This is a genomic window from Frigidibacter sp. MR17.24, from assembly GCF_037095655.1.
In the GTDB taxonomy this organism is placed as follows: domain Bacteria; phylum Pseudomonadota; class Alphaproteobacteria; order Rhodobacterales; family Rhodobacteraceae; genus Frigidibacter.
Genome location: NZ_JBAWKE010000001.1, coordinates 698,132 through 724,682 on the forward strand (window position 1 = coordinate 698,132; position 26,551 = coordinate 724,682).

The following is a 26,551-nucleotide window of genomic DNA, read 5'->3' on the forward strand; positions in this document are numbered from 1 at the left end:
AGCGCCGCGGAGGCGAGAAGGAGCCCCCCGCGGATGCCCTTGGCGGGCCGCGCGTTCCGCACCCTGTTCTGGTCCCTGCCCGGCATCCCTGCCCCTTGATCTGGTCCCGCAGCTACTGACCGAAACGGTCGGATTTTTCAAGCGCCACACCGGTCGGCGCCGATCGCCGGTGGCGGCCTACTGGTCGGGCAGGATCACGGTGAAGCGGCTGCCCTCGCCGCGGGTGCTTTCGATCTTCAGCCGGCCGCGGTGGCGGTTGAGGATGTGCTTGACGATCGCGAGGCCGAGCCCGGTGCCGCCCTTCTCGCGCGAGCGGTGGGCGTCGACGCGGTAGAAGCGCTCGGTCAGGCGCGGCAGGTGGATCTCGTCGATGCCCTCGCCGCGGTCGATGACGGCGAAGCAGACGGCGGGCCCGCGCAGGCCCGGGTCGCGGGCGTCGCGGGTGATCTCGATCGTCACGGTCTTGCCGGCGCCGCCGTATTTCACCGCGTTCTCGACGAGGTTCGAGAAGACCTGCGCCATCTGGTCGGCATCGGCGGGCAAGGCCACCGGCCCCTCGCCGCCGAGGATCTCGATCTCGACGCTGGCGGCCTCGGCCACCGGGCGCAGGGCCGCGACGGCGCCGCGCAGGACCGCGACGATGTCGATGCGCTCGCCCGGGCGCATCCGCTCCTCCTGCTCGACGCGCGACAGCGACAGCAGGTCGCGCACGAGGCGGTTCATCCGCTGCGCCTCGCGCGCCATGATCCCGAGAAAGCGGTCGCGGGCGGCGGCGTCGTTGCGCGCGGGGCCGGTCAGCGTCTCGATGAAGCCCAGCAGCGCGGTGAGCGGCGTGCGCAGTTCGTGGCTGACATTGGCCACGAAGTCGCGGCGCATCTCCTCGATCTTCTCCAGATCGGTGGTGTCGGTGAAGGCGATCAGCGCCGCCGGCCGGCCGAGCCCGCCGATCGGCGAGACCCGCAGCCGATAGGTCAGGTCGTGCAGCGCCCCGGTGCGCAGGATCCGCGTCTCGACGGCGGTGCCCGCGGAAAAGACGGTGTCGAGCGCGTCGAGCAGGCCGGGGTTGCGGATCACGGTGACCAGCGGGCGGCCGGTCTCGATCGCGCCGAACAGCGCCTGCGCGGGGGTGTTGGCCGCGATCAGGCGCTGGTCGGCCCCCACGAGCAGCAGCGGCAGCGGCACGCCTGCAAGCAGGCTGTCGACGGGGTCAGGCATCGGTCGGTCGGTGTCCTCTGGGCGGTTCCGGCGGGCGGTTCTGGCGGGTCGGCCGCCGTCTAAACGACGCAGCGGCACGGTATTCATTCAAAGTTAATGCATCACATCCCTTGACGGGAGCGTGAACAGCACGATTGTCATAGGATATATGCAGCTTCCATGGGGAGGGTCTGCGCGGGTGGGGAAACGCGCGGGCTCTGGGATCTGCATGTGTACATGAGTGCTGCCTGATCTCGGGAGGTTCTGGGCAACGATGCAGGTATTGAAGTCGGCATGGGCCGACATCGCGCTGCGGGGCACCGCCCCGCAGAGCCCTTTGCTGGTGGGCCTTGCGCCCGCCCTCGCGCAGGCGATCGAGGCCGATCTCGGCCGCGCCTGCTGCGCCATCGGCTTCCGGTCGCTGAGCCGGGAGATGCTGGCGGCGCTGCAGCCGCGACTGGTGATCGCCGAACTGGTCGGGCGCGACCACGACGGGATCGAGATCGCGGACCGCCTGCACGCGCTGGGCTTTGTCGGCCAGCTGCGGCTGATCGCGCCGTCGGTGCCGCGCCCCTGCCTGATCCGGCGCGAGATCGCCGCGGCGACCGAGGGCAGGATCGACGTCGACATCCTGCCCCTGCCCCGCGCGGCCGGCCCCGCGGCCCGGCTGAACTGAGGGCCGCACCGAGCGCGGCGCCGGGCGGGACAGACCGCCCGGTACCGCCGCTTCGGGCCCCGGTCCGCCGGGTGCGGTCCGATGGTCAGGGCCGGGATCAGTGTCGGGATCAGAGCGGCGCAAGGCCGGCGCGGAAGCGCCGGGCATTGGCCTGATAGCGCGTGGCAAGGTGGCGCATCTTCGCCTGACGCTCGGCGTCAAGCTCGCGGATCACGCGGCCCGGGCTGCCGACGACCATCGAGCCCGGCGGGATCACCGCGTTCTCCTTGACCAGCGCGCCCGCCCCGATCAGCGAGCCCGCGCCGATCCTGGCGCCGTTCAGGATCAGCGCCCCCATGCCGATCAGGCAGCCGTCGCCGATCTCGCAGCCGTGCAGCATCGCCTTGTGCCCGACCGTCACGTCGCGGCCCACGATCAGCGGAAAGCCGGGGTCGGTGTGGCAGACCACGTTCTCCTGCAGGTTCGACCCGGGGCCAAGGCGGATTTCCTCGTTGTCGCCGCGCAGCGTGCAGTGGAACCAGACCGAGGCCTCGGCCTCGATCACCACCTTGCCGATCAGCGCGGCCTCGGCCGCCACCCAGGCCGTCGGGTCGATCGCGGGCACGTGGCCCTCGAGTGCATAGATCATCGCGTCTCCTCCTCGGTCATCAGCCCGCGCACGAAGCCGCCCAGCCAGGGCTGGCGGTCGCGCCGGTCGCGCTCGGCCTCGAGGATCCCGATCAGCTGGCGTTCCGCCCGGTCGAGATCGGTGTTGACCAGCACGTAATCGTATTCCGCCCAGTGGCTGATCTCGTCGCGCGACTTGGCCATCCGCGCCGCGATCACCTCGTCGCTGTCCTGGGCCCGCCCGCGCAGCCGCCGCTCCAGCTCGGCCAGCGAGGGCGGCAGGATGAAGACCGAGACCACGTCGCGCCCCAGCGCCGACGAGCGGATCTGCTGCCCGCCCTGCCAGTCGACGTCGAACAGCGTGTCGCGCCCCTCGGCCATCGCCGATTCGACCGGCCCGCGCGGCGAGCCGTAGAGATTGCCGAAAACCTCGGCATGCTCGAGCATCTGGCCGTTTGCAACCATGGCGTGAAACTCCTCGCGCGAGCGGAAGAAATATTCCCGCCCCTCGACCTCGCCCGCGCGCGGCGCCCGGGTCGTCGCCGAGACCGAGAACCGCAGCGAGGGGTCCCAGGCCATCAGCCGGCGCGACAGCGTCGACTTGCCCGCCCCCGAGGGCGAGGACAGGATCAGCAGCAGCCCCTTGCGCCGCCCATCCGGCGCCGGGGCGGCGGAACCCGCGCCCGCGGACGCGTCGGTCAGGGCTGCGGATGGCGGGGCGGCGGGCGGCGGTTCGGGGCTCATCGGGTCTCTGCCTGTCGGGTTCGGTGGGGGACGGTCCGCTGCGGCGGTCTGGCCCCTGCTTCGGGGCAGGACGGGCCGAGGTCAAGCCCGTTGCGCATCTGCCGCCGAAGCGGGCAACACGCGATGGTTGCACAAGCAACGCGCGGCCCGCGCCCGCCCCCCGATAGATCGGGCAGCAGCATTTACCAGATGTACAGAATTCACATGCGAGCGCCCCATTTCCGACTATATTAATCTCCAGTTAACGCTTCAGCGCGGAGAGTTAACGGAAGTTGAATCGCTCGCGGAACATGCGCTAGGTGCAGCAGCCGGTCCGACACGGGGGCCGAGCCGCGCGTGCCTTGTTCTGTCAGGCAGGCGCTGCGACGGCGGTCCGTCGCGTGGTGTGTGATAGGTAATGGCGTCCGCGTCCCGTCGTGGGACGGGGCCCGGGGTTCGGAAAAAGATGACGAAATTGGGCATGATCGAGAACGTACGCAACTACTGGCGGGATCTCTGCGGCGATCGGGCTGTGCCGGCCCGCTCGGAGATCGACCCGCGCGCGCTTCAGGGCGCGCTGGACAATGCGTTCATCCTGGAACGGATCGCGCCGTCCGTGGCGCGATTCCGCGTTGCCGGCGCGCATCTGACCGAGCTGATCGGCATGGAGGTCCGCGGCATGCCGCTGACGGCGATGTTCGCCCCCCGTGCCCGCCAGCAGGTGACCATGCGTCTCGAGGAGGCGTTCAGCCGCCCCGCGATGCTCGATTTCACGCTGAGCGCCGAGACCGGCTTCGGCAAGCCCGAGATCAAGGGCCAGATGATGATCCTGCCGCTGTCGAGCGACCTTGGCGACGTCAGCCGCGCGCTGGGGGTGCTGACCTCGGAAGGCACGATCGGGCGCACCCCGCGCCGGTTCGAGGTCACGAGCGAACGGCTGACCCAGTGCCGCGCGGACGGCCAGATGCGCCCCGGGCCCTATACCGAGGTGCCGGGCTTCGCCGAGCAGCGCTTCGACTTCCTCGCCGCCCTCGGCAGCCGCCGCCGCACGACCGAGGCCGAGCCGGCGGCCGAGCCCGAGGCGCCCGCGATCCCCGACACGCCCGAGGAACGCCGCGCCATGTTCCGCGTCATCGGCGACTGACCGCGCGACAGGCTCCGCGAAGGACAGGTTTCCGAAAGGTCAGGTGTCCAGAAAGGACAGTGCGCCCACCCTGCCCGCCCGCCGCTGCCCCGCGGCGGGCGGTCTCGTTCCGGCGCCTCGTGCGCACCCCGGCCGCGGGCGACCTTTGCATGGCCTGTCGGCCCCCGTCCCGACCCGGTCGCCCCCCGCCTCCGGCCCGGGCGCCGGCTCTTGTCTCGGGCTCATGTTACCGCTAACTATCGGCTGACCACTGCCTTGGCGGCCCCCGCCGGAGCGGACCGGGCCCCGGCCCGGCCCTTGCCCCGGCCCCGGTGCCGCCCCATTCTAGCCTGGTGGCCCGCACGGGCCCCACACGCGCGCCCTGGGACCGGATCGCCGGTTCCTGCCAGAGCATGACCCCAGCCGGGTCAGGAGGACCGAGATGCCGCTCGACGCCACCATCGCCGCCGTCACCGACCGTATCCGCGAGCGTTCGAGGGGCCCCCGCGGCCTGTATCTCGACCGGCTCGCCCGCGCGGCCGAGGCCGGCCCCACCCGCGGCCACCTCGCCTGCGGCAACCAGGCCCATGCCTATGCGGCGATGGGCGTCGACAAGGCGGCGCTGGCCGAGGGCCGGGTGCCGAACCTCGGGATCGTCACCGCCTACAACGACATGCTCTCGGCGCACCAGCCGTTCGAGCGCTTCCCCGAGCTGATCCGCGCGGCGGCGCGCCGGGTCGGTGCCACGGCGCAGGTCGCGGGCGGGGTGCCGGCGATGTGCGACGGGGTCACGCAGGGCCAGACCGGGATGGAGCTGTCGCTGTTCTCGCGCGACGTGATCGCGCTGGCGGCCGGGGTGTCGCTGTCGCACAACACCTTCGACGCGGCGATCTTCCTGGGCGTGTGCGACAAGATCGTGCCCGGCCTCGTGATCGCGGCGGCAAGCTTCGGCCACCTGCCGGCGGTGTTCCTGCCCGCCGGCCCGATGACCAGCGGATTGCCGAACGACGAGAAGGCGAAGGTGCGCCAGAAGTTCGCCACCGGCGAGGTCGGCCGCGACGAGCTGATGAAATCCGAGATGGCCTCGTACCACGGGCCCGGCACCTGTACCTTCTACGGCACCGCCAACACCAACCAGATGCTGATGGAGTTCATGGGCCTGCACCTGCCGGGCGCAAGCTTCGTGAACCCCAACACGCCGCTGCGCGACGCGCTGACCGTCGCGGGGGTGGAGCGCGCGGCCGCGATCACGGCGCTTGGCAACGACTACCGCCCCGCCGGCCGGGTGCTGGACGAGAAGGCCTTCGTCAACGGGCTGGTCGGGCTGATGGCCACGGGCGGGTCCACGAACCTCGTGCTGCACCTGCCGGCGATGGCGCGGGCGGCGGGGGTGATCCTCGACCTCGAGGATTTCGCCCAGATCTCGGAGGCGGTGCCGCTGATGGCCAAGGTCTATCCGAACGGCCTTGCCGACGTGAACCACTTCCACGCCGCGGGCGGGCTGCAGTACATGATGGGCGAGCTGCTCGAGGCGGGCCTGCTGCATGACGACGTCGTCACCGTGGCGGGCGACGGCCTCGCGCGCTACCTCGAGGAGCCGAAGCTGATCGACGGCGCGCTGACCTGGACCGAGGGCCCGCGCGAGACGCTCAACGACAAGATCCTGCGCCGCGCGTCCGAGCCGTTCCAGCGCACGGGCGGGCTGAAGCAGCTGGCCGGCTCGCTGGGCCGGGGCGTGATGAAGGTCTCGGCCGTGGCGCCCGAGCGCCACGTGATCGAGGCGCCCGCCCGGGTGTTCGAGGACCAGGAGGCGGTCAAGGCCGCGTTCAAGCGCGGCGAGTTCACCGAAGACACGGTGGTCGTGGTCCGCTTCCAGGGCCCGCAGGCCAACGGCATGCCCGAGCTGCACTCGCTGACGCCCACCCTCGCCGTGCTGCAGGACCGCGGCCTGAAGGTGGCGCTGGTCACCGACGGGCGGATGTCGGGCGCCTCGGGCAAGGTGCCGGCGGCGATCCACGTCTCGCCCGAGGCCGCGGCCGGCGGCCCGCTCGCGCGGCTGCGCGACGGCGACCTCGTGCGCGTCGACGCCGTCGCGGGCACGCTCGACGTGCTTGCCGAGGGCTTCGCCGACCGCGCGCCCGTCACAGCCGACCTCTCGGCCAATGCCACCGGCCTCGGCCGCGAGATGTTCGAGGCCTTCCGGCGCACCGTCGGCCCCGCCACCGAAGGCGCGGCGGTGGTGATCTGAGCAAGAACTTTCCGCCTCCGGCGGGGATATTTTAACAAAGTCGAAACCAAGATCGCGCGAGCTTCGGGACACGGTACAGGCGGGGACGCCGATGACCGTCAAAGTCGACGAAGGCGCCCCGTCACCCCGGAAGGGCTTGGCGGGGCGCCGGGCGCGCGCGGGCTGCTTTCGACTTTGCCCAAATATCCCCGCCGGAGGCTCCGACCCTGCCGGCCCGCGCGGCCGGCCCGTGATTGAGGAGCCGATATGACCCCTGCCGAGATGAGCGCCGCGGCGCGCGAGATTTGCGGGCTCGCCCCCGTCGTTCCCGTTCTGGTCGTCGACGAGGTCGCCCATGCCGCGCCGCTGGCGCGGGCGCTGGTGGCGGGCGGGCTGCCCGCGCTGGAGGTGACGCTGCGCACGCCGGCGGCGCTCGACGTCATCCGCGCCATGGCCGATGTCGAGGGCGGGCACGTCGGCGCCGGCACGTTGCTAACGCCGGCGGACGTGAAGGCGGCCAAGGCCGCGGGCGCGACCTTCGGGGTCTCGCCCGGTCTGACCGAGACCGTCGTGAAAGCCTGCGAGGACGAGGGGCTGGCGCTGCTGCCGGGCTGCGTCACCGCGAGCGAGGTGATGCGCGCGCTCGAGATGGGTTTCACCATGCTGAAGTTCTTCCCGGCCGAGACCTCGGGCGGCGCCCCGGCGATCAAGGCGATCGGCGCGCCGATCCCGCAGGTCAGCTTCTGCCCCACCGGCGGCGTCAGCATGAAGAACGTGATGGACTACCTGGGCCTGGGGAACGTGGTCTGCTGCGGCGGCAGCTGGGTCGCGCCGAAGGAGGCGATGCTGGCCGGCGACTGGGCGCGGATCGAGGCGCTGGCCGCCGAGGCCGCCGCCTTGCGGGGCTGATCCGCGCGGCCGGGCTGGACAGGCGGCCGGGCGGGACCAGCGGGGCCCGGCTTGCGGGCCGCAGTGTGAAAAAAACGGGGGCGCGCCGGAGATGCCGGCGCGCCCCTGTCGCGTCATCGGGCAGGCATCCTCAGCCCCTGAGGTAGTCCACCAGCATCAGCGTCGAGCCGTCCTTGCCGGCGCCGTCCTCCTCGCCCGCGAGGACGGGCGCGAGCTTGTTGGCCAGTTCCTTGCCAAGCTCGACCCCCCACTGGTCGAAGCTGTTGATGCCCAGGATCACCCCTTCGACGAAGACCCGGTGTTCGTAGAGCGCCACGATCTGGCCCAGCACGAAGGGCGTCAGCCGGGGGTAGACCAGCGTCGTCGAGGGGCGGTTGCCGGGGAAGACGCGGTGGCGGGCCTGGCGGTCGAGCTCGGCCCCCGTCAGGCCCTTGGCCTGCATGATCGCGGTCGCCTCGGCCAGCGACCGGCCGCGCAGCAGCGCCTCGGACTGGGCGAGGCAGTTCGCGACCAAGAGCCGGTGCTGGTGCGCGAGATCGGGCTCGTGGCCCTCGCGCGCGACCATGAATTCGCAGGGGATCACCCGGGTGCCCTGGTGGATCAGCTGGTAGAAGGCGTGCTGGCCGTTGGTGCCGGGCTCGCCCCAGACCACGGGGCCGGTGTCATGGCCGACGCTGCTGCCGTCCATCGCCACCGACTTGCCGTTCGATTCCATCTCGAGCTGCTGGAGATAGGCGGGCAGCCGCAGCAGCCGCTGCTCGTAGGGCAGCACGGCGCGGGTGCGATACCCGCAGACCTGGTTGTGCCAGATCCCCACCAGCGCCAGCAGCACCGGCAGGTTCTGCGCGAAGGGCGTCTCGCGGAAATGGCGGTCCATCGCGGCGGCGCCGGCGAGGAAGCTGTCGAACCGTTCGGGTCCGACGGCGATCATCACCGGCAGCCCGATCGGGCCCCACATCGAATAGCGCCCGCCGACCCAGTCCTCGAAGCCGAAGACGCGGTCGGCGTCGATGCCGAAGGCCGCGGTGCGGCCCATCGAGGTCGAGACGGCGGCGAACTGCGCGGCCGGATTCGCCACGCGGGCCGACATCCAGGCCTTCGCGGTTTCCGCGTTGGTCATCGTCTCGATCGTGGTGAAGGTCTTCGAGGCGACGATCACCAGCGTGGTCTCGGGGTCGAGCGGGGCCAGCACGTCGTGGACATGGGCGCCGTCGACATTCGAGACGTAGTGCAGCCGCGGCCCGTCGCAGTAGGGCGCGAGCGCGATCGTGGCCATCACCGGCCCGAGGTCAGAGCCGCCGATGCCGATGTTGACGACATCGGTGATCCGCCCGCCCTGCCCTTGGAAGCGGCCGTCGCGCACGTCGCGGGCGAAGGCCGACATCGCCTCGTGCACCTCGCGCACGCCGGGCATCACGTCGCGGCCGTCGACCATGACCGAGCCCTCGAGCGTGCGCAGCGCCGTGTGCAGCACCGCGCGGTCCTCGGTCTCGTTGATCTTGGCGCCGGTGAACATCGCCTCGCGCTTGGCGGCGACGCCGCGGGTCTCGGCCAGCGCCAGCAGCTGGCCGAAGCTGGTGCCGTCGATGTTGGTCTTGGAATAGTCGAACAGCAGGTCACCCCCGTCCGAGGGCATCCGGGCCGAGAAGGTCCGGGCGCGCCCGGAATCGTCGAACAGCGACAGGATCGGCCGGTCGGCGATCCCGGCGTGGTGGCGGGTGAGTTCGTCCCAGAAGGTCATGATCTCTCCGGTTTGCGGATCTTGGGCCAGAGCATAGGCGCCGGGCCGGGGGATGCCAGTGGCGATCGCCGGGCCGGGCCAAGGGGCTTGGCGGAGGGGCTTGGCCAAGGGGGCCCGGGCGGCAGGTCACGGGCGGCAGGTTCGGGGGGGCGGGGTCAGGCGGCCCAGTGCACGGTGGCGTTCGACAGCACGGCGCGGATCGGCGCCTCTTCGGGCGGCAGGCCCTGCGCCCGTTCAAGCGCCGCGCGCTTCTCGTCGCCGGTGATCAGCACGTGGATCTGCAGCGCGCCCGCGAGATAGGGCGCCGAGATCGTCACCCGCGGCTCGCCCGCCGCCTCGGCGCGCATCGGCACCAGAAGCGGCGCGTCGGGCGCCAGCGCCTCGGCCAGCCGGTCGGCGCCGGGGAACAGCGACGCGGTGTGCATGTCGCCCCCCATCCCCAGCAGCAGCACCGAGATCGGCAGGTGCGGCTGCAGCGCCTCGGTCAGGGCGGGCAGGCCCTCTTCGGGCGTCGCGTGGTCCGACCACAGCGGCAGGAAGGTCGCCGCCGCGGCGCGATCGGTGATCAGCCGCTGGCGCACCAGCCGCCCGTTCGACCGCTCGGAGCTTTCGGGCACCCAGCGCTCGTCGTTGAGAAAGACCGTCACCCTGTCCCAGTCCAGCCGCGCGGCCGACAGCAGGTCGAAGACCGGCCCCGGCGTGGTGCCGCCCGGCACGCAGAGCGAGGCGCCGCCGTCCGAGCCGCGCACCGCCTCGCCCAAGGCCGAGGCCAGCCGGTCGGCCAGCCCCATCCACAGCGCGTCGCGGTCGGGGTATTCCTCGAACTTCATTCCCGGATCTCCCGCCAGCGCCGGCCGTCGCGATGCATCAGCATCAGCGCGTCGTCGGGGCCCGACGAGCCGGGATCATAGCCCTGCGGCCGGTCGCCCGCCGTCTCCCAGGCGCCGATGATCGGGTCGACCCAGGCCCAGGCGGCCTCGACCTCGTCGCCGCGCATGAACAGCGTCTGGTTGCCGCGGATCACGTCCATGATCAGCCGCTCGTAGGCGTCGGGGATGTCGGTGCCCTCTTCGCCCAGCGCGTCGGCGAAGGACATGTCGAGCGGCACCTGCACCAGGCGCATGCCGCCCGGCCCCGGCTCCTTGATCATCACGTTGAGGTCCATGCCCTCGTTCGGCTGCAGCCGGATCACCAGCACGTTCTCGCGCCAGCCCTTCACGTCGTCGAAGATCGAGTGCGGCGGCTCCTTGAAGTGGATCGCGATCTCGGAGGTGCGGGCGCGCAGCTTCTTGCCGGTGCGCAGGTAGAAGGGCGTGCCCTTCCAGCGCCAGTTCGAGATGCCGACCTTCATCGCGATGTAGCTTTCGGTGCGCGAGGCCGGGTTCTCGGCGTCCTGGGCATAGGACTGCTGTCCGCCGCCGGCCGCGTACTGGCCGCGCACGATGTCCTCGGGCCCGACGGGGTCGAGCGCGCGGATCACCTTCAGCTTCTCGTCGCGCATCGCGTCGCTGTCGAAGTGATAGGGCGGCTCCATCGCGATCAGGCACAGAAGCTGCATCAGGTGGTTCTGGATCATGTCCCGCATCGCGCCGGACTTGTCGTAATAGCTGCCGCGCCCGCCGACGCCCACGGTCTCGGCCACCGTGATCTGCACGTGGTCGACGTACTGCGCCTTCCACAGCGGCTCGAACAGGATGTTGGCGAAGCGCACCGCCATCAGGTTCTGCACCGTCTCCTTGCCCAGGTAATGGTCGATCCGGTAGATCTGGCTTTCCGCGAAATGCTCGGCCAGCACCCGGTTCAGCGCCTGCGCCGAGGCGAGGTCGCGGCCGAAGGGCTTTTCGACCACGATCCGGCTTTCGGGGGTGGTGATGCCATGCAGGTGCAGCCGCTCGGCCAGGTCGCCGAACAGCGCCGGCGCCACCGACAGGTAGAAGGCGCGCACCGTGCCCTCGCGCATCTTGGTCGCCAGCTCCTGCCAGCCGTCCTCGCCGCGCGCGTCGATCGAGACGTAGTCGAGCCGGTCGAGGAACTTCTCGATCGTCGCCGGGTCGCGCTTGCGCGGGCCCACGAATTCCTCGATGGCGGCGCGGGCCAGGTCGCGGAAGCCCGCCGCGTCCAGGTCCGACCGGGCCGCGCCGATGATCCGCGCCGTCTCGGGCATCTGCCCGGCGAAGAAGCGCCGGTACAACCCCGGCAGGATCTTGCGCTTGGCAAGGTCGCCGGTGCCGCCGAAGATCACCAGGTCGAAGGGTTCCACTGGAATAACGCGGCTGACCATGACCGTTCCAAGCTCCGTTCTGATGCCGTCCACCCGAGATCCTTTCCGACGCCATGCGCCGCTTCCGTTGGGCTTCCCCGGCCGCGGACGGCCCAAGTTAGCGCTAACGAGGACTGTCTAGATCCTGTTCCCGGGCGAGTCTAGCACCGCCCCCGGCAATGTCACCCGGCCACGGCCCGCAGCGCGCGGGCGCGGGCCGGCGGGATCGCGCGGATCTCGAGCCCGGTGAAGACGTGCAGCGTGCCGAGGTCGCGGTCGACGACGGCATGGTCGCTGACCCAGCCGCCCATCATCAGGTAGGTGCGCAGCAGCGGCGGCATCGTGCCAAGCGCGGCGCGCGGGTCGGCGGGCCGGGCGCGCAGGCGGCGGGCGAAGCGGAAGACGTCGGGCGCCTTGACCCGCGGCAGCCAGCGCCGGGGCGCGAGGTGGCGCGCGCCCAGCATCGCGAAGGCGTCGAGATAGGCGCCGGCATCGGTGCCGCGGAAGGACGAACAGCCAAACAGCATCTCGACCCCGGTATCGTCGACGAAGCGGGTCAGCGCGCCCCAGGCCAGCCGCAGCACGTCGGGGTCGTGGCAGTCGGGCGCGAGGCAGAAGCGCCCGATCTCGACCATCGGCCCCTCGAAGGACTCGAGCGCGCGCAGGTCGTAGTGCTGGGCGGAATAGCTGCGCCCGATCTCGGCCCCCTGCGCCAGCGGCAGCAGCCGGAAGCAGCACACGAGCGCGCCGGTGCGCATGTCCTCGACCAGCACATGGCGGCAGATCGCGTCGAAGGCATCGGCGTCGCGGCCGGCGGGGGCGGTGGCCGCAAGGTCGCCCGCGGCGGCTGCCGCAAGGCCGCCAGTGCCGGCTGCCGCAAGCTCGCCCGCGGCGGATGCCGCAAGCTCGCCCGTGGCGGGGGCCGCGGGCAGGCCGGCGGCGCCGTCCGGGCCGCGGAACGCCCGCCAGCGCAGCGCCTGCGCGCGGTCGAGATCCGCGTCCGTGGCCGCGAGCCGCGCGAGGTAGCGCCCCTTGGAAAGCGACAGCATGGCGCGGTGGGCTCCTTCGCGGGGGACGGGATCGGCGGCGGGTTCGGCGATACGGCGATGGCCGGGCGGGGTCGAAGCGGGGCCGGTCATCGCCTATATACCGCAAGGAAATCACCGAAACACGACGGAGAATGCGCCATGGCCGTTAAAGATGATCCGACCGCCGCGGGATCCGGGCAAGCCCCCCGGGTCGAGAAGACCGATGCGGAGTGGCGCGCGCAGCTTGGGGATGACCTGACCTTCATGGTCACCCGCCGCGCGGCGACCGAGCGGCCCTACAGCCACCCCGGATTCGCCCCCGGCGCCGGCACCTTCCGCTGCGTGTGCTGCGGCGCCGCGCTGTTCACCAAGCAGACGAAATACGAATCGCACTGCGGCTGGCCCGCCTTCACCGCTCCGGTCGAGCAGGCGGCGGTGACCGAGCACATCGATCTGAGCCACGGCATGCGCCGGGTCGAGGTGACCTGTGCCCATTGCGACGCGCATCTGGGCCATGTCTTCCCCGACGGCCCGCCCGAGGCGGGGGGGCTGCGCTACTGCATCAACGGCGTGGCGCTGGACTTCGCCCCCGACGCGGTCACCGCCACCGAGTGAGGCGGGCCCCGGGCCCCGGGCCCCGCTCGGGCCTTCGGGCCAGGACCGAACACGCGAACGGCGGCCCCCTGCGCGGGGACCGCCGTTTTCGAAAGAACCGGTCTGCCGGGCCCGCGGCCTGCGTCACAGGGGCGTCACGGCAGCATCACTGAAGCGTCACTGCGGCGGCTGGTCGCCGTTGATGACCTGGCTCGCGTCCAGCACGCCGAGGTTGCCCAGCAGCTGGCCGAAGAAGCTCGGGCCGCGGATGTTGCTGTCGGTCACGCGGCGCTCGAGCGGCACGACCTTGCCATGTTCCAGCCCGTAGCGCTCGACGTTCGAGACCTTGCCGCCCTGGTCGAAGCTGATCGCCACGACCTCGCGCGAGATCTCCTGCGGCTCGCGCCAGCCGTATTCGCGCCACTGGCTGCCGACATAGTACCAGCCGCCCGATTCGAGCACGCCCGAGGACGCGGGCTTGCCGATGAAGTCGCCGACGGTCTCGCGGGTGTCGCGGCCGACCTCGATCATCGAGAGCTGTTCCTGCGAGGGAACGTAGCCGTGGTTTCGGTAGACCGGCGCGCAGCCGGACAGAACGGCGGTCGCGGCCAGCGCCAGCATGGCGATACGGGCCCCCGCGTTTCCTGCCTTGTCGGTCATCCGCACCCGTCCCTCGCCTTGTTCAGGTCGTCGTCTTCTTTCGCGGGCCGCCGAGGCCGCCCTTCTGCCGCCGGTTCCGGCCCGCGCCCGGCCCCCGCGGGCGCGCCGGCACCGTGGCGGGCACGGGCGGGCGCGGCCCCGGGGCCGGCAGGCACGGACAGGGGCCTTGCGTGGCCCCGTTCCGACACCTAAGGGCTTACAACAATCATGGGCCGGCCTTCAAGCGGTCCCTATATACGGGGTCTGACGACCGGCGGCTTCCGGCAGGCCGGCCGCCCAAGGCCGCCACCAAAGACCGCCACTTAAAACCGCCGCCCGCAACACCCGACCCGCCACCTGACCCGCCTGACGAGAAAGGCCCCCGGATGACCGATGCCCGCACGCCCTGGTCGCACCCGCTGCGCCCCGCCGACCTGCACGCCCGCAAGCCCAGCCGCTTCAGCCTGACCCCCGCGCCCGAGGTGCTGGCCGCCCTGGCCGAGGACCTGGGCCTTCTGGGCCTGCGCAAGCTGCGCTTCGAGGGCGAGATCCGGCCCCGGGGCCGCCAGGACTGGCAGCTCGAGGCCATGCTCGGCGCCACGGTGGTGCAGGCCTGCATCGTCACCACCGATCCCGTCACCACCCGCCTCGACGAGCCGGTCGCGCGCCTCTGGATGGCCGAGATGCCCGATCCCGGCGCGGGCGAGGTCGAGATGCCCGAGGACGACTCGATCGAGCCACTGCCCGCCGTGATCGACCTCGGCGCGGTGATGCACGAGGCGCTGCTGCTGGCGCTGCCGCTCTATCCGCGGGCCGATGGCGCCGAGCTGGGCGCGGCCGAGGGCACGCCCCCCGGCGCCGAGCCGATCGCCGAGGAGACGCGCAACCCCTTCGCGGGCCTGGGCGACATGATCCGCAAGCGCGACGGCGGCGATCCGTCGCAATGACCGCCCTGCCCTGCAAGGCGTCCTGCACCACACCTTGCAAAACCCCGCCTGCGCGGGGTTTTTCCGGCCATCCCGGGGGTTTCCGGACCGGCCCGGAAAACCGGCAGAAAGGGCTTGCGCCGCAGGGAAATCCGAGTATGTTCCCGGCCTCATTCACGTCACGGGCCGGCGGTCCGCGGCTTTGTCCGCTCGCCGTCTGAATACCGTGGAACCTCCGTGACTTGCATGGTACGGAGGCAACCGAAACACCGGGGGTTCGCCCCTGCCAACACACCCGGGGGCATGTCCCCCTCGAACACGAGGTCGAGACAATGGCTGTCCCGCAGAACCGAGTTACGCGCTCCCGCCGCAACATGCGCCGCGCCCACGATGCCCTGGTCGCCGCGAACCCGAACGAATGCTCGTCCTGCGGCGAGCTGAAGCGCCCGCACCACGTCTGCCCGTCCTGCGGCCACTACGACAACAAGGAAGTCGTGGCCCAGGCGCAGGAAGTCGATCTCGACGAAGACGCGGCGTAAGGCCCGTGGGCCCGCGTCAGGCGGACCATAGGGGCTGAGGCACCATGCAGGACCTGAACGCGGAAACTGCACCGGGACCCGGCCCCAAGCCGGCCCCGGGACGCATCGTCATCTCGGTCGACGCCATGGGCGGCGACCGCGGTGCCGAGGCAGTGGCCGAGGGCATCCGCCTCTCGGCCGTGGCCAACCCCGAGATCGGCTTCATCGTCCACGGCCCCGAGCCGGAACTGAGCCGCCTTCTCGACCGCCCCGAACTGACGGGCCGGGTCGAGATCCGCCACGCCGAGGGCGTGGTCAAGATGACCGACAAACCCAGCCAGGTGATGCGCTCCGGCGCCGGCACCTCGATGTGGTCGGCCATCGAATCCGTGAAACAGGGCGAGGCCGTCGCGGCGGTCAGCTGCGGCAACACCGGCGCGCTGATGGCGCTGTCGATGATCCGGCTGCGCAAGCTGCCGGGCGTGAACCGCCCCGCCATCGCCTGCCTCTGGCCCTCGCGCAATCCCTCGGGCTTCAACGTCATGCTCGACGTCGGCGCCGACATCCGCGCCGATGCCGAGGACCTGCTGCAATACGCGCTGATGGGCGCCAGCTACGCCCGCAACGGCCTGGGCCTGCAGCGTCCGCGCGTGGGCCTGCTGAACGTCGGCACCGAGGAACACAAGGGCCGCGCGGAACTCAAGCAGGCGCAGGACATGATCCAGGCCGCGACCGAGATCGGCGGCTTCGACTACACGGGCTTCGTCGAGGGCGGCGACCTTCCGGGCGCGCGCTGCGACGTGATCGTCACCGACGGCTTCACCGGCAACATCGCGCTGAAGACCGGCGAGGGCACCGCCAAGCTGGTGTCGGACTTCCTGAAAGAGGCGTTCGGCGCCACCTTCCTGTCGAAGATCGCGGCGCTGCTGGCGCTCGCCTCGCTCAAGCGGCTGCAGCGGCGCATCGACCCGCGCCGCGTCAACGGCGGCGTCTTTCTGGGCCTGAACGGCACCATCGTGAAATCCCATGGCTCGGCCGATGCGCTGGGCGTCTCGGCGGCGATCAAGCTGGCGTTCCAGCTGGCCAAGTCCGGCTTCCAGCAGCGCCTGGCCCAGCGGCTTGCCCAGGTGTCGCAGAACCAGGCCGAAGCCCTGGCCGCGACGGCGCCGGCGACCGCTCCCGCCACCTCTCCCGGGGCTGCCGCAGGCGCCCCCCAGGGCCAGCCGCCGCGCCCGGCTGCCGGAAACGAACGGAACCTGTGATGAGCATGACACGCGCGGTGATCCGCGGCACCGGCCACTATCTTCCCGAGCGCGTGGTCCCCAATGCCGAATTCGAGGCGAAGGTCGAGACCTCGGACGAATGGATCCGCAGCCGCACCGGGATCGAGCAGCGCCATTTCGCCGCCCCCGGCCAGACCACCTCGGACCTCGCGATCCGCGCCGCGCAGGCCGCGCTCGACGATGCCGGGATGACCGCGGCCGAGATCGAGGCGATCATCGTCGCCACCTCGACCCCCGATTTCACCTTCCCCTCGGTCGCGACCATGGTGCAGGCCGGCCTCGGCTCGACCGCCGGCTTCGCCTTCGACGTGCAGGCGGTCTGCGCGGGCTTCGTCTTCGCGCTGGCGCAGGCCAATGCGCTGATCGTCTCGGGCCAGGCCGCGCGCGTGCTGGTGATCGGGGCCGAGACCTTCAGCCGGATCATGGACTGGAACGACCGCACCACCTGCGTGCTGTTCGGCGACGGCGCCGGCGCCGTCGTGCTCGAGGCGCAGCCCGGCGCGGGCACGCCCGCCGACCGCGGCATCCTCGCGGCCGACCTCAACAGCGACGGGCGCCACCGCGAGCTGCTGTATGTCGATGGCGGAGTCTCCTCGACCGGGACCGCGGGCGTGCTGAAGATGCAGGGCAACGCGGTGTTCAAGCACGCGGTGCAGAAGCTGGCCGAAACCGCGCACCGCGCGCTGGACAAGGCCGGGCTGACCCCCGCCGATGTCGACTGGATCGTGCCGCACCAGGCCAACCTGCGCATCATCACCGCCACCGCCGACCGCATGGGCGTGCCGATGGAGCGCGTGGTCGTCACCGTGCAGACCCATGGCAACACCTCGGCCGCCTCGATCCCGCTGGCGCTGTCGGTCGGCCGCCAGCGCGGCCAGATCAAGGCGGGCGACCTCGTCGTGACCGAGGCGATCGGCGGCGGCCTTGCCTGGGGCTCGGTGGTCCTGCGCTGGTAGCGCTCTCATCACGGAACAGGTGAGCCGTCCAAGTCGTTGATCGGCGGTGGTGTTTCAACCGTCGATATTGACAGCGAAAAACTCTGCCCACATCTTTCCGTGACCCGCAGGAGGAGCATCATGGGCGACAAGACCTTGACACGCATGGACCTGAGCGAGGCCGTTTTCCGCGAGGTCGGCCTTTCGCGCAACGAATCCGCCCAGCTCGTGGAGTCGGTGCTGCAGCACATGTCCGACGCGCTCGTGCGGGGGGAGCAGGTGAAGATCTCGTCCTTCGGCACCTTCTCGGTCCGCGACAAGGCGGCCCGGGTCGGCCGCAACCCGAAGACCGGCGACGAGGTGCCGATCTCGCCGCGCCGGGTGCTGACCTTCCGGCCCTCGCACCTGATGAAGGACCGCGTGGCCGAGGGCAACCGCAAGTGACCGCGTCCCGGCCCCGCCGCGGGCCGGGGGCCGGCACCACGGCAGCGGCCCCGCCCCGGCAAGGGTCGGCCGCGACAGTCCGTAGCCCGATCGGGCGCCGCCCGATCATCCGAAACCTGGCCGGGCGCGTTCCGGCCGGAGGTCTGGGGGACAGATCGACATGACGGCCGAGAGCTCTGCACCCGGTCCGACCGCGCGGCCACGGCGCCGCCCTGGCGCGCGTCGCGTCGACAGCCGGGCCGAAACCTCTGATCCGGCAGGGAAATCCGATACCGCCTTCCGCACGATCAGCGAGGTCGCGACCCTGCTCGACCTCGAACCGCACGTGCTGCGGTTCTGGGAGACGAAATTCTCGCAGGTCCGGCCGCTGAAGCGCGCCGGCGGCCGGCGCTATTACCGGCCGGCCGACGTGGCGCTGCTGTCGGGGATTCGCAAGCTGCTGCGCGACGACGGCATGGCGATCCGCGGCGTGCAGAAGCTGCTGCGCGAACAGGGCGTGCGGGCGATCACCGCCGCCGCCACGCATGAGCGCGACGCCGTCTTCGACGCGGCCGATGCCGCACCCGCGGCCGGCGGCGACGGCGACGACCACGCCGACTGGGACGCCGCGGTGGACAGGCCCGATCCGGCCGAGCCCGACCTGCTGTCGCTGATGCTGGCGCCGAAGGCCTCTCCGGCACGGCCCGCCGCCACCGCCGGCCTGCCCGATGCCGGGCAGCCGCCCGCCCCGGCCCCGACCCCGGCCCCCGCCCCGACCCCCACCGACTCGGCCACCGAGATTCCGTCCGAGACCCCGACCGCGATTCGCCCCGAGGCCGGCCCGCGCGGCGGCTTTCCGGCGCCCGAGCTGCCGGGAATCGACGAGGACCCCGCCGTGTCCCGCCCGGTCTCGGCCCGGCTCCGCCGCCAGGGCCTGTCGCCCGGGGCCGACCGCGTGGCGCTGGCCCGGCTCGCCGCCCGGCTCTCGGCGCTGCGCGACCGCTTCTGACCGGCGTGCCCCGCCGGACGACCGGCAGCGGCAAGGCCGCGTCCGCAGGCGCCGCAGGGCGCTCCGAAGAGCCCTCCCTCAAGCGCGGCACGCGCCGTGATCACGGCGGCGCGGGCCCGGTGTCGCCCCGGTCCGGCGCGCGATTTGCCGGTCGTGGCGGCGCCGTCAGGATGCCCCTACGAAAACCCCGCCGCTTCCCGCGTTTTGCCGCTTGTGCCCGCCCCGCGCTTCGCGCTAAGAGGCCCCCGTCGGGCCGTGGCGCAGCCTGGTTAGCGCGTCCGTCTGGGGGGCGGAAGGTCGAGAGTTCGAATCTCTCCGGCCCGACCAACCGAAACACCCGTCCCCGCAAGGGGGCGGGTGTTCGCTTATCCGACAACCGGTTGCAGGAGGCACCACCATGACCGAAGGCGTCCTGCCCGATACCGAGATCCGCGCGATGATCGCCGCCGGCGCCATCACCGCCGCGCCCGAGGTCACCGACGCCCAGCTGCAGCCCGCCAGCCTCGACCTGCGCCTGGGAACCGTCGCCTACCGCGTCCGCGCCTCGTTCCTGTGCGGCCGCGGCGCCACCGTCGCCGACCGCCTGGCCGAGTTCGAGATGCACCGCGTCTCGCTGCAGGACGGCGCGGTGCTGGAGAAGGGCTGCGTCTACCTCGTGCCGCTGGCCGAGGGGCTGCGCCTGCCCGCCGGCGTCACCGCCGTGTGCAATGCCAAGTCCTCGACCGGCCGGCTCGACCTGCTGACCCGCGTCGTCACCGACGGCGGGGTCGAGTTCGACCGCATCCCCGAAGGCTATGACGGCGCGCTCTGGGCCGAGATCTGCCCGCGCTCGTTCTCGGTGCTGGTGCGGCCGGGGATGCGGCTGAACCAGATCCGATTCCGCCGCGGCCGGGCCGAGCTGTCGGACGCCGCCCTGCGGGCGCTGCACGCGCGCACGCGGCTCGTGGACGGCGATCCGGTGATCTCGGCAGGCCTCGGCTTCTCGGTCGACCTCAGGCCCGCCACGGGCGATCTGGTGGGCTACCGCGCCAAGCCCCATACCGGGGTCATCGACCTCGACCGGATCGGCCAGTACCCGGCGGCCGAGTTCTGGGAAGAGATCCGCACCACCGAGGGGCGCATCATCCTCGACCCCGGCGCCTTCTACATCCTCGTCAGCCGCGAGGCGGTGACGATCCCGCCCGACCATGCCGCCGAGATGGCGCCCTATCTCGCCATGGTGGGCGAGTTCCGGGTGCATTACGCGGGCTTCTTCGACCCCGGCTTCGGCCATGCCGAGGCCGGCGGCGCCGGCTCGCGCGGCGTGCTCGAGGTGCGCTGCCACGAGGCGCCCTTCGTGCTGGAACATGCGCAGGTGGTGGGGCGGCTCGTCTACGAGCGCATGGCGGCCCTGCCCGCGCGGCTCTACGGCGCCGACATCAAGTCGAACTATCAGGGCCAGGGGCTGAAGCTGGCCAAGCACTTCAAGTGAAAGACCGGGGGGCATGCATGCCCCCGCGCCCCCCGCATGTCTTGGCACGGCCAATTCCGCGGGGGTCCGGGGGGATGCATCCCCCCGGACCCCCGCGGAATTGGCCGTGCCAAGACATGCGGGGGGCGGGGGGGCATGCATGCCCCCGCGCCCCCCGCATGTCTTGGCACGGCCAATTCCGCGGGGGTCCGGGGGGATGCATCCCCCCGGCCTAGCTTTCACTTCCAGCCCATCGCCGGGGCGACGTCCTTCAGGATCGCCTCCAGCACATGGGTGTTGTAGGCGACGCCCAGCTGGTTCGGGATCGTAAGAAGCAGCGTGTCGGCCTCGGTGATCGCCTCGTCGGCCTTCAGCTGCTCGACCAGCCGGTCGGGTTCCGCCGCATAGCTGCGCCCGAAGATCGCACGGGTCTGCGGGTCGATGTAGCCCACCGAATCCCGGCTCTCGCCCGCGCGGCCGAAATACATCCGGTCCTCGTCGCTGGTGATCGCGAAGATCGACCGGCTGACCGAGACGCGGGGTCTGCGCGTGTGGCCGGCCCTGTCCCAGGCCGCGCGGTACAGGCGGATCTGCGCGGCCTGCTGGACGTGGAACGGCTCGCCGGTCTCGTCGTCCTTCAGGGTCGAGCTTTGCAGGTTCATGCCGCGCTCGGCCGCCCAGACCGCGGTCGCGTTCGACCCCGACCCCCACCAGATCCGCTCCCTCAACCCCTCCGAATGCGGCTCGAGCCGCAAGAGCCCCGGCGGGTTCGGGAACATCGGCTGCGGATTGGGCCGGGCGAAGCCCTCGCCCCGCAGCGCGTCGAGAAACACCTCGGCATGGGCGCGGCCCATGTCGGCATCCGACGCGCCCTCGGCGGGGCTGTAGCCGAAATGGCGCCAGCCCTCGATCACCTGTTCGGGCGACCCGCGCGAGATCCCCAGCTGCAGCCGCCCGCCCGAGATCAGGTCCGCGGCCCCCGCATCCTCGACCATGTAGAGCGGGTTTTCATAGCGCATGTCGATGACGCCGGTGCCGATCTCGATGCGCGAGGTCTTCGCCCCGACCGCCGCCAGCAGCGGGAACGGCGAGGCGAGCTGGCGCGCGAAGTGGTGGACGCGGAAATAGGCGCCGTCGAGGCCGATGCCCTCTGCCGCCTGCGCAAGGTCGATCGACTGCAGCAGCACGTCGGCGGCGCTGTGGGTCTGCGAGCCCTGTTGCGGCGACCAGTGGCCGAAGGACAGGAAACCGATGCTCTTCATGGGGATGCTCCCTTTCGTTGCCCGGAAAGCTAGGCATCGGGGCCGTGCCCCGCAACGTCAGCCCCCGCACAGCCCCCGTGCGTCAGGGGCCCGGAAGCGGGGGGTGGGGGGGGGGTGCATACCCCCCGCGCCCTGTTCAGAAGTGGATCGCGCGGCCGTAGGCGTCCAGCACCGCCTCGTGCATCATCTCCGACAGCGTCGGGTGCGGGAACACGGTCTCCATCAGCTCGGCCTCGGTGGTCTCGAGCGTGCGGCCGATGACATAGCCCTGGATCAGCTCGGTCACCTCGGCCCCGACCATGTGCGCGCCCAGAAGCTCGCCGGTCTTGGCGTCGAAGACGGTCTTCACCATCCCCTCGGGCTCGCCCAGCGCGATCGCCTTGCCGTTGCCGATGAAGGGGAAGCGGCCGACCTTGACCTCGAACCCGGCCTCCTTGGCCTTGGCTTCGGTCATGCCCACCGAGGCGACCTGCGGCTGGCAGTAGGTGCAGCCCGCGATCGTGCCCGGCTTGATCGGGTGGCCCTTCTTGCCCGCGGCGAGTTCCGCGACCATGACGCCCTCGTGGCTGGCCTTGTGCGCAAGCCACGGTGCCCCGGCGATGTCGCCGATCGCATAAAGCCCCTCGATCCCCGTGCGGCAGTATTCGTCGACCACGACGTGGGTGCGGTCGATCTTCACCCCCAGCGCCTCGAGCCCCAGATCCTCGTAGTTGCCGACGATGCCGACGGCGGAGATCACGGTGTCGAACTCCATCGTCTCGACCTTGCCGTTGGCCTCGAGATGCGCGACGACCTTGCCCTGCCCGCGGTCGAGCTTCTTGACGTTGGTCTTCTCGCGGATCTTCATGCCCTGCTTCTCGAACTGTTTCTTGGCGAAGGCCGAGATCTCGGCATCCTCCACCGGCAGCACGCGGTCCATGACCTCGACCACCGTGGTGTCGGCGCCCAGCGTGTTGAAGAAGCTCGCGAATTCGATGCCGATCGCGCCCGAGCCGATCACCAGCAGCTTCTTGGGCATCCGGCTCGCCACCAGCGCGTCGCGATAGCCCCAGACCAGGTCGCCGTCGGGCTCCAGCCCCGGCAGGTTGCGGCCTCGCGCGCCCGTGGCCAGCACGATCGATTTCGCCGCCAGCTCCTCGGTGCCCTTGTCGGTCTTGACCGACACCTTGCCCTTCGCGGGGATCGTCGCGTGGCCCATGAAGACGGTGATCTTGTTCTTCTTCATCAGGTGCGCGATGCCCGACGACAGCTGCTTGGCCACCCCGCGCGAGCGCTTGACCACCGCGGCAAGGTCATAGCCGATCTTCTCGGCCGACAGCCCGTAGTCCTTGGCCCGCTCCATCATGTGGAACACCTCGGCCGAGCGCAGCAGCGCCTTGGTCGGAATGCAGCCCCAGTTCAGGCAGATGCCGCCCAGGTTCTCGCGCTCGACGATGGCCACCTTGAGGCCAAGCTGCGCGCCACGGATCGCCGCGACATAGCCGCCGGGACCGGCGCCGATCACGATCATGTCGAAAGTCTGGGCCGCCATCGCACCCTCCCTGAAACAGATAGTTTGGCCTTAAACTATTTTCCGGCCGCCTTCAACGCGGCCGTCGCCACACAGCTTCGGTCAGGGCCGATTAACGCCGACCGCGTCCAGCGCCGCGCGATAGCCGCCCGCCTCGAGAAAGTCGTGCTCGTCCGGCGACGAGTCGCGCCCCAGGTGCGGGTTGCGATAGGGAAAGCGGCCGAAGCGGTCGATGACCCAGGCATGGGCCCGGGCATGGCCAAGGTTGTCCGCGCCGGTCTCGGGCATCCGGGTCGCGAACATCTCGATGCAGCGCGCCTGCAGGTCCGGGTCCTCGGCATGCATGAACGGCAGGTAGAAGAACTGCCGGATCGGCTCGGGCCAGTCGCGGTCCCAGCCGTGATCACAGGCGGCCTCGGCCGCGGCGACGGCCTGGGCATCGGTGGCATAGGCCCGCGCCTCGCCGCGGTGGATGTTGCGCGGGAACTGGTCGGTCAGCAGGATGTAGGCCAGCGCGCCGCGGGCGTCGGTCAGCCAGCCTTCGCGGTCGCCCCGTGCCGCCGCTTCCCAGTCCGGCGCAAAGCGCGCGCGGATCTCGTCGTCGATCGCCGTTGATCCCTTGTACCAGCCGTCCGGTCCAAGCTCTTGCCAATAGTGCAGAATATCCTCGGCAGTCGCCATCGTTCGTCTCCTCCTCCTCGCGTCGCGCGCCCCGTCCGGCTTGGCCCGGACCGGCGCGCTGGATCAGGTGGCGGGGCGCTCGACCGGCTCCTGCGGGCCATGATCCTGCGGCCCGTGATCCTGCGGGCCATCCTCCTGCGCCGCCCCCAGCGCGGCCTCGACCGCGATCGCCGAGGCGGTCGGCGACAGCGGCGCGAAGGCCCCGGTCTGGTCCGACGACAGCGACGGCCGCCGCGTCATCCGCCAGCCCGCGTACAGCGCCAGCATCGCCATCAGCACGCCGATGTACAGGAAGAACCCGGGCGGGCCGAAGACCTCCATCGCCCAGCCGGTGATCAGCGGGCCGCCGATCGCGCCAAGCCCGTTGATGAACAGCAGCCCCGCCGAGGCCGCGGCCATGTCGGAATTGTCGAGGAAGTCGTTGGTATAGGCCACCAGCAGCGAATACAGCGGGTTGGCGATGCCGCCCGCGATCACCGCCACCGGCAGCAGCGCCCAGAACGGCAGCGGGAAGATCGCGGCCGGCACCATCGCCAGCCCCGCCACCACCGCCAGCACCAGGATCAGCAGCCGCCGGTCCATCCGGTCCGACGCCCAGCCGATCGGGAACTGGAACACCAGCCCCCCGGCATAGATGCAGCCCACGAAGATCGAGATCTCGCCGACGCTCAGCCCCGCCGTCGTCCCGAAGACCGAGGCCATGCCCCAGAGCGCGGCGAAGATCCCGCCCACCAGGAACATGCCGACACAGCCCAGCGGCGAGGCGCGGTAGAGGCGCACGAAGCTCAGCGGCTGGGTCTTGTCGAAGGCCGGCGGGTGGCCGGCGGTCAGCAGGATCGGCGTGAAGGCGAGCGAGACCAGCACCGAGGGGATGATGAACAGCACGAACCCGCCCGGATCCGCAAGGTTCAGCATCGCCTGTGCCGCGATGATGCCGATCATCTGCACCATCATGTAGGCCGACAGCGCCTGCCCCCGCGTCTCGTTGGTCGAGGTCGCGTTCAGCCAGCTTTCCGAGGTGATGTAGACGCCCGAGAAGCAGAAGCCGATCACCACCCGCAGCAGCGCCCAGGCATGCCAGTCGGGCAGCAGCGCGTAGATCACGAGCACCGCCGAGATCGTCGAGCCGAGCGCGGCGAAGACGCGCACGTGGCCGACGTTGCGCAGCAGCTCGGGCGTGAAGGTCGACCCGAGCAGGAACCCCAGGAAGTAGGACGACATCACGATCGACATCTCGAAGGGCGCGAAGCCCTCGATGCCGCCGCGGATGCCCAGCAGCGTGCCCTGCATCCCGTTGCCCAGCATGATCAGCGTGAGCCCCAGCAGCAGCGCCCAGGAGCCGCGCAGAACTTGGATCATGAAGGCACTCCCGGATGGTGGTGGCAGGCGACGGCGCGCATGGCCCGCCCCTAGGGACTGCTAGCCCGAAGCGGCGCGCCTTGCAAATCCTTCGCCGACTCCGCACGTGCCGGGGGCGACGTGCTGCGGGCGCACACGCGGCGCGTGCAATTTGCAACCTGGGCACGAAAAAGACGACTCAGGTCTTTGATAAAACGCCACAAATCCAAGATGCCGCCCCGCAGCGAACACAATCGCGCCACGTTTCAGGAGCACAGAGAAGCCAGTTCAGAAGGAACGTCCAGATGCTCAACGCGTTGCCCCTCGCAGATCCCGCCGTCGTCTTCCCGGCCCTGATCCTCCTTGCGCTGTCCGGTCCCTCGGTGGCGCTGGTCCTCACCCGCTGGTTCCCGCGCCCGGTCCGCCGGGGAGCAGCAGCGAGGCGTCTCCGTAGCTGAAGAAGCGGTAGCGGCTGGCGACGGCATGGGCATAGATCGCGCGGATGCGCGCCTGTCCCATCAGCGCCGAGACCAGCATCAGCAGCGTCGACTTCGGCAGGTGGAAATTCGTCATCAGCCCGTCCGCCACCCGGAAGGTGAATCCCGGATAGATGAAGATGTCGGTCTCGCCCGTCCAGGGCGTGATCACACCCGTGTCGCGCGCCGCGCTCTCGATCAGCCGCAGCGCCGTGGTGCCGACCGCGATCACACGCCCGCCCGCCTGCCGCGTCGCCAGGATCTCAGCCGCGGCCTGCGCGGTCACCTCGCCCCATTCGGCATGCATCCTGTGCGTGGTCACATCCTCGACCTTCACCGGCAGGAAGGTTCCGGCGCCGACATGCAGCGTCACCTCGGTGAAGGCGACGCCGCGCGCGCTCAGCGCCGACAGCAGCTCGGCATCGAAATGCAGGCTGGCGGTCGGGGCCGCCACCGCGCCCGCGGTGCGCGCGAAGACCGGCTGGTAATCCTCGCGGTCCTGCGCGTCGGGCGCCCGCAGCGAGGCGATATAGGGCGGCAGCGGCATGTCGCCCGCCGCGTCCAGCGCCGCGTCGACATCGCCGCCCTCGGCGACCAGCCGCAGCGCGACCCGGCCGTCCTCGATCGCGTCGACCGCCGCCGACAGCCCGGCCGCGAACGTGATCACATCCCCCGCCCGCAGCCGGCGCAGCGGCTTGGCCAGCGCCCACCAGCCGCCCTCGGCATCGGGGCGCGGGTCCAGCAGCGTCACCTCGATCCGCGCCACGCCCGGCCCGTCGGTGCTGTCGCGCCGCCGCTCGCCCGACAGCCGCGCCGGGATCACCTTGGTGTTGTTGATCACCAGCCGGTCGCCGGGGCGCAGGATCTCGACCAGATCCGAAACCACGCGGTCGGCGATGCCGTCGCCCTCGGCCAGCAGCAGGCGCGCCGAGGACCGCGGGCGCGCCGGCCGCGTCGCGATCAACCCATCCGGCAAGTCGAAGTCAAAATCAGACAGTTTCAAGGGTTTGGACCCGTTTC

At 71.1% G+C, this 26,551-nt stretch carries 25 protein-coding genes and 1 tRNA gene; 13 read left to right on the plus strand and 13 right to left on the minus strand.

Annotated elements, in window-relative coordinates; genetic code table 11:
• Positions 1-177: 177 nt before the first annotated feature.
• Positions 178-1,215 (minus strand): ATP-binding protein, encoded by a 1,038-nt coding sequence (locus tag V8J39_RS03265; protein ID WP_336459432.1) that lies wholly within the window; start codon positions 1,213-1,215, stop codon positions 178-180.
• A 253-nt stretch (positions 1,216-1,468) separates the two neighbouring features.
• On the opposite strand from V8J39_RS03265, the gene V8J39_RS03270 reads away from it, so the two are divergent.
• On the plus strand, positions 1,469-1,870 hold the full coding sequence (locus V8J39_RS03270; protein WP_336459433.1) for a hypothetical protein: 402 nt from the start codon (positions 1,469-1,471) through the stop codon (positions 1,868-1,870).
• A 109-nt stretch (positions 1,871-1,979) separates the two neighbouring features.
• Here V8J39_RS03270 and V8J39_RS03275 read toward each other — a convergent pair whose 3' ends face one another.
• Both V8J39_RS03275 and gmk read right to left on the minus strand, forming a co-directional pair.
• The gene (locus V8J39_RS03275) at positions 1,980-2,498 is read right to left on the minus strand and encodes a gamma carbonic anhydrase family protein (protein WP_336459434.1); all 519 of its coding nucleotides are present in this window, start codon (positions 2,496-2,498) and stop codon (positions 1,980-1,982) included.
• A complete protein-coding gene (gene gmk, locus V8J39_RS03280; RefSeq protein ID WP_336459435.1) occupies positions 2,495-3,220 on the minus strand; it encodes a guanylate kinase in 726 nt (241 codons plus the stop codon). Before gmk ends, V8J39_RS03275 begins: the two co-directional genes overlap by 4 nt.
• 460 nt (positions 3,221-3,680) lie before the next feature.
• On the opposite strand from gmk, the gene V8J39_RS03285 reads away from it, so the two are divergent.
• The 3 genes from V8J39_RS03285 to eda all read left to right on the plus strand — a co-directional run bounded on the left by V8J39_RS03285 (position 3,681) and on the right by eda (position 7,458).
• Positions 3,681-4,343 carry a PAS domain-containing protein gene (locus V8J39_RS03285; RefSeq protein ID WP_336459436.1) on the plus strand — a complete coding sequence of 221 codons (663 nt, stop codon included), beginning with the start codon at positions 3,681-3,683 and terminating at the stop codon, positions 4,341-4,343.
• Between the two features lie 421 nt (positions 4,344-4,764).
• The gene (gene edd, locus V8J39_RS03290; protein ID WP_336459437.1) at positions 4,765-6,570 is read left to right on the plus strand and encodes a phosphogluconate dehydratase; all 1,806 of its coding nucleotides are present in this window, start codon (positions 4,765-4,767) and stop codon (positions 6,568-6,570) included.
• Between the two features lie 246 nt (positions 6,571-6,816).
• Entirely contained in the window at positions 6,817-7,458 is a 642-nt protein-coding gene (eda, locus tag V8J39_RS03295) for a bifunctional 4-hydroxy-2-oxoglutarate aldolase/2-dehydro-3-deoxy-phosphogluconate aldolase (protein ID WP_336459438.1), read from the plus strand.
• A 130-nt stretch (positions 7,459-7,588) separates the two neighbouring features.
• Here the strand turns inward: eda and pgi are convergent, their stop codons facing one another.
• From pgi to V8J39_RS03315, 4 genes are all read right to left on the minus strand, one after another.
• Positions 7,589-9,199, minus strand: coding sequence for a glucose-6-phosphate isomerase (gene pgi, locus V8J39_RS03300; RefSeq protein ID WP_336459439.1), 1,611 nt, complete (start codon positions 9,197-9,199; stop codon positions 7,589-7,591).
• A 155-nt stretch (positions 9,200-9,354) separates the two neighbouring features.
• A complete protein-coding gene (gene pgl / locus V8J39_RS03305) occupies positions 9,355-10,029 on the minus strand; it encodes a 6-phosphogluconolactonase (protein ID WP_336459440.1) in 675 nt (224 codons plus the stop codon).
• Entirely contained in the window at positions 10,026-11,480 is a 1,455-nt protein-coding gene (gene zwf / locus V8J39_RS03310; RefSeq protein ID WP_336460180.1) for a glucose-6-phosphate dehydrogenase, read from the minus strand. Before zwf ends, pgl begins: the two co-directional genes overlap by 4 nt.
• A 161-nt stretch (positions 11,481-11,641) precedes the next feature.
• Positions 11,642-12,508: a GNAT family N-acetyltransferase gene (locus V8J39_RS03315; protein ID WP_336459441.1), complete on the minus strand. Its 867-nt coding sequence runs from the start codon at positions 12,506-12,508 to the stop codon at positions 11,642-11,644.
• A 138-nt stretch (positions 12,509-12,646) separates the two neighbouring features.
• Between V8J39_RS03315 and msrB the strand changes: the two genes are divergently transcribed.
• Positions 12,647-13,102 carry a peptide-methionine (R)-S-oxide reductase MsrB gene (msrB, locus tag V8J39_RS03320; protein WP_336459442.1) on the plus strand — a complete coding sequence of 152 codons (456 nt, stop codon included), beginning with the start codon at positions 12,647-12,649 and terminating at the stop codon, positions 13,100-13,102.
• A 156-nt stretch (positions 13,103-13,258) separates the two neighbouring features.
• Here msrB and V8J39_RS03325 read toward each other — a convergent pair whose 3' ends face one another.
• On the minus strand, positions 13,259-13,741 hold the full coding sequence (locus tag V8J39_RS03325; RefSeq protein WP_336459443.1) for an outer membrane protein assembly factor BamE: 483 nt from the start codon (positions 13,739-13,741) through the stop codon (positions 13,259-13,261).
• Positions 13,742-14,106: 365 nt separating this feature from the next.
• Between V8J39_RS03325 and V8J39_RS03330 the strand changes: the two genes are divergently transcribed.
• The 8 genes from V8J39_RS03330 to V8J39_RS03365 all read left to right on the plus strand — a co-directional run bounded on the left by V8J39_RS03330 (position 14,107) and on the right by V8J39_RS03365 (position 20,285).
• Positions 14,107-14,667 carry a YceD family protein gene (locus V8J39_RS03330; protein ID WP_336459444.1) on the plus strand — a complete coding sequence of 187 codons (561 nt, stop codon included), beginning with the start codon at positions 14,107-14,109 and terminating at the stop codon, positions 14,665-14,667.
• 311 nt (positions 14,668-14,978) lie between these two features.
• Positions 14,979-15,185 carry a 50S ribosomal protein L32 gene (gene rpmF / locus V8J39_RS03335; RefSeq protein ID WP_336459445.1) on the plus strand — a complete coding sequence of 69 codons (207 nt, stop codon included), beginning with the start codon at positions 14,979-14,981 and terminating at the stop codon, positions 15,183-15,185.
• Between the two features lie 44 nt (positions 15,186-15,229).
• Positions 15,230-16,426 carry a phosphate acyltransferase PlsX gene (gene plsX, locus V8J39_RS03340; RefSeq protein WP_336459446.1) on the plus strand — a complete coding sequence of 399 codons (1,197 nt, stop codon included), beginning with the start codon at positions 15,230-15,232 and terminating at the stop codon, positions 16,424-16,426.
• A gap of 5 nt (positions 16,427-16,431) precedes the next feature.
• Positions 16,432-17,403, plus strand: a complete 972-nt coding sequence (locus V8J39_RS03345; RefSeq protein ID WP_336460181.1) for a beta-ketoacyl-ACP synthase III — start codon at positions 16,432-16,434, stop codon at positions 17,401-17,403.
• Positions 17,404-17,523: 120 nt separating this feature from the next.
• Positions 17,524-17,826, plus strand: a complete 303-nt coding sequence (gene ihfA / locus V8J39_RS03350; RefSeq protein ID WP_336459447.1) for an integration host factor subunit alpha — start codon at positions 17,524-17,526, stop codon at positions 17,824-17,826.
• A 160-nt stretch (positions 17,827-17,986) separates the two neighbouring features.
• Positions 17,987-18,814, plus strand: a complete 828-nt coding sequence (locus V8J39_RS03355; protein ID WP_336459448.1) for a MerR family transcriptional regulator — start codon at positions 17,987-17,989, stop codon at positions 18,812-18,814.
• Positions 18,815-19,063: 249 nt separating this feature from the next.
• A tRNA-Pro gene (locus V8J39_RS03360) sits at positions 19,064-19,141 on the plus strand.
• Positions 19,142-19,211: 70 nt separating this feature from the next.
• Positions 19,212-20,285, plus strand: a complete 1,074-nt coding sequence (locus tag V8J39_RS03365; protein WP_336459449.1) for a 2'-deoxycytidine 5'-triphosphate deaminase — start codon at positions 19,212-19,214, stop codon at positions 20,283-20,285.
• Between the two features lie 218 nt (positions 20,286-20,503).
• On the opposite strand, the gene V8J39_RS03370 is transcribed toward V8J39_RS03365, so the two are convergent.
• The 5 genes from V8J39_RS03370 to queA form a co-directional block, all read right to left on the minus strand.
• Positions 20,504-21,526 carry an LLM class flavin-dependent oxidoreductase gene (locus V8J39_RS03370; RefSeq protein WP_336459450.1) on the minus strand — a complete coding sequence of 341 codons (1,023 nt, stop codon included), beginning with the start codon at positions 21,524-21,526 and terminating at the stop codon, positions 20,504-20,506.
• Positions 21,527-21,662: 136 nt separating this feature from the next.
• Complete coding sequence (gene lpdA, locus V8J39_RS03375; RefSeq protein WP_336459451.1) at positions 21,663-23,057, minus strand: dihydrolipoyl dehydrogenase; 1,395 nt, start codon at positions 23,055-23,057, stop codon at positions 21,663-21,665.
• A gap of 81 nt (positions 23,058-23,138) precedes the next feature.
• The gene (locus V8J39_RS03380; RefSeq protein ID WP_336459452.1) at positions 23,139-23,717 is read right to left on the minus strand and encodes a DUF924 family protein; all 579 of its coding nucleotides are present in this window, start codon (positions 23,715-23,717) and stop codon (positions 23,139-23,141) included.
• A 63-nt stretch (positions 23,718-23,780) separates the two neighbouring features.
• On the minus strand, positions 23,781-25,076 hold the full coding sequence (locus V8J39_RS03385) for an MFS transporter (RefSeq protein WP_336459453.1): 1,296 nt from the start codon (positions 25,074-25,076) through the stop codon (positions 23,781-23,783).
• 375 nt (positions 25,077-25,451) lie between these two features.
• Positions 25,452-26,534: a tRNA preQ1(34) S-adenosylmethionine ribosyltransferase-isomerase QueA gene (gene queA / locus V8J39_RS03390; RefSeq protein ID WP_336459454.1), complete on the minus strand. Its 1,083-nt coding sequence runs from the start codon at positions 26,532-26,534 to the stop codon at positions 25,452-25,454.
• Positions 26,535-26,551: the final 17 nt, after the last annotated feature.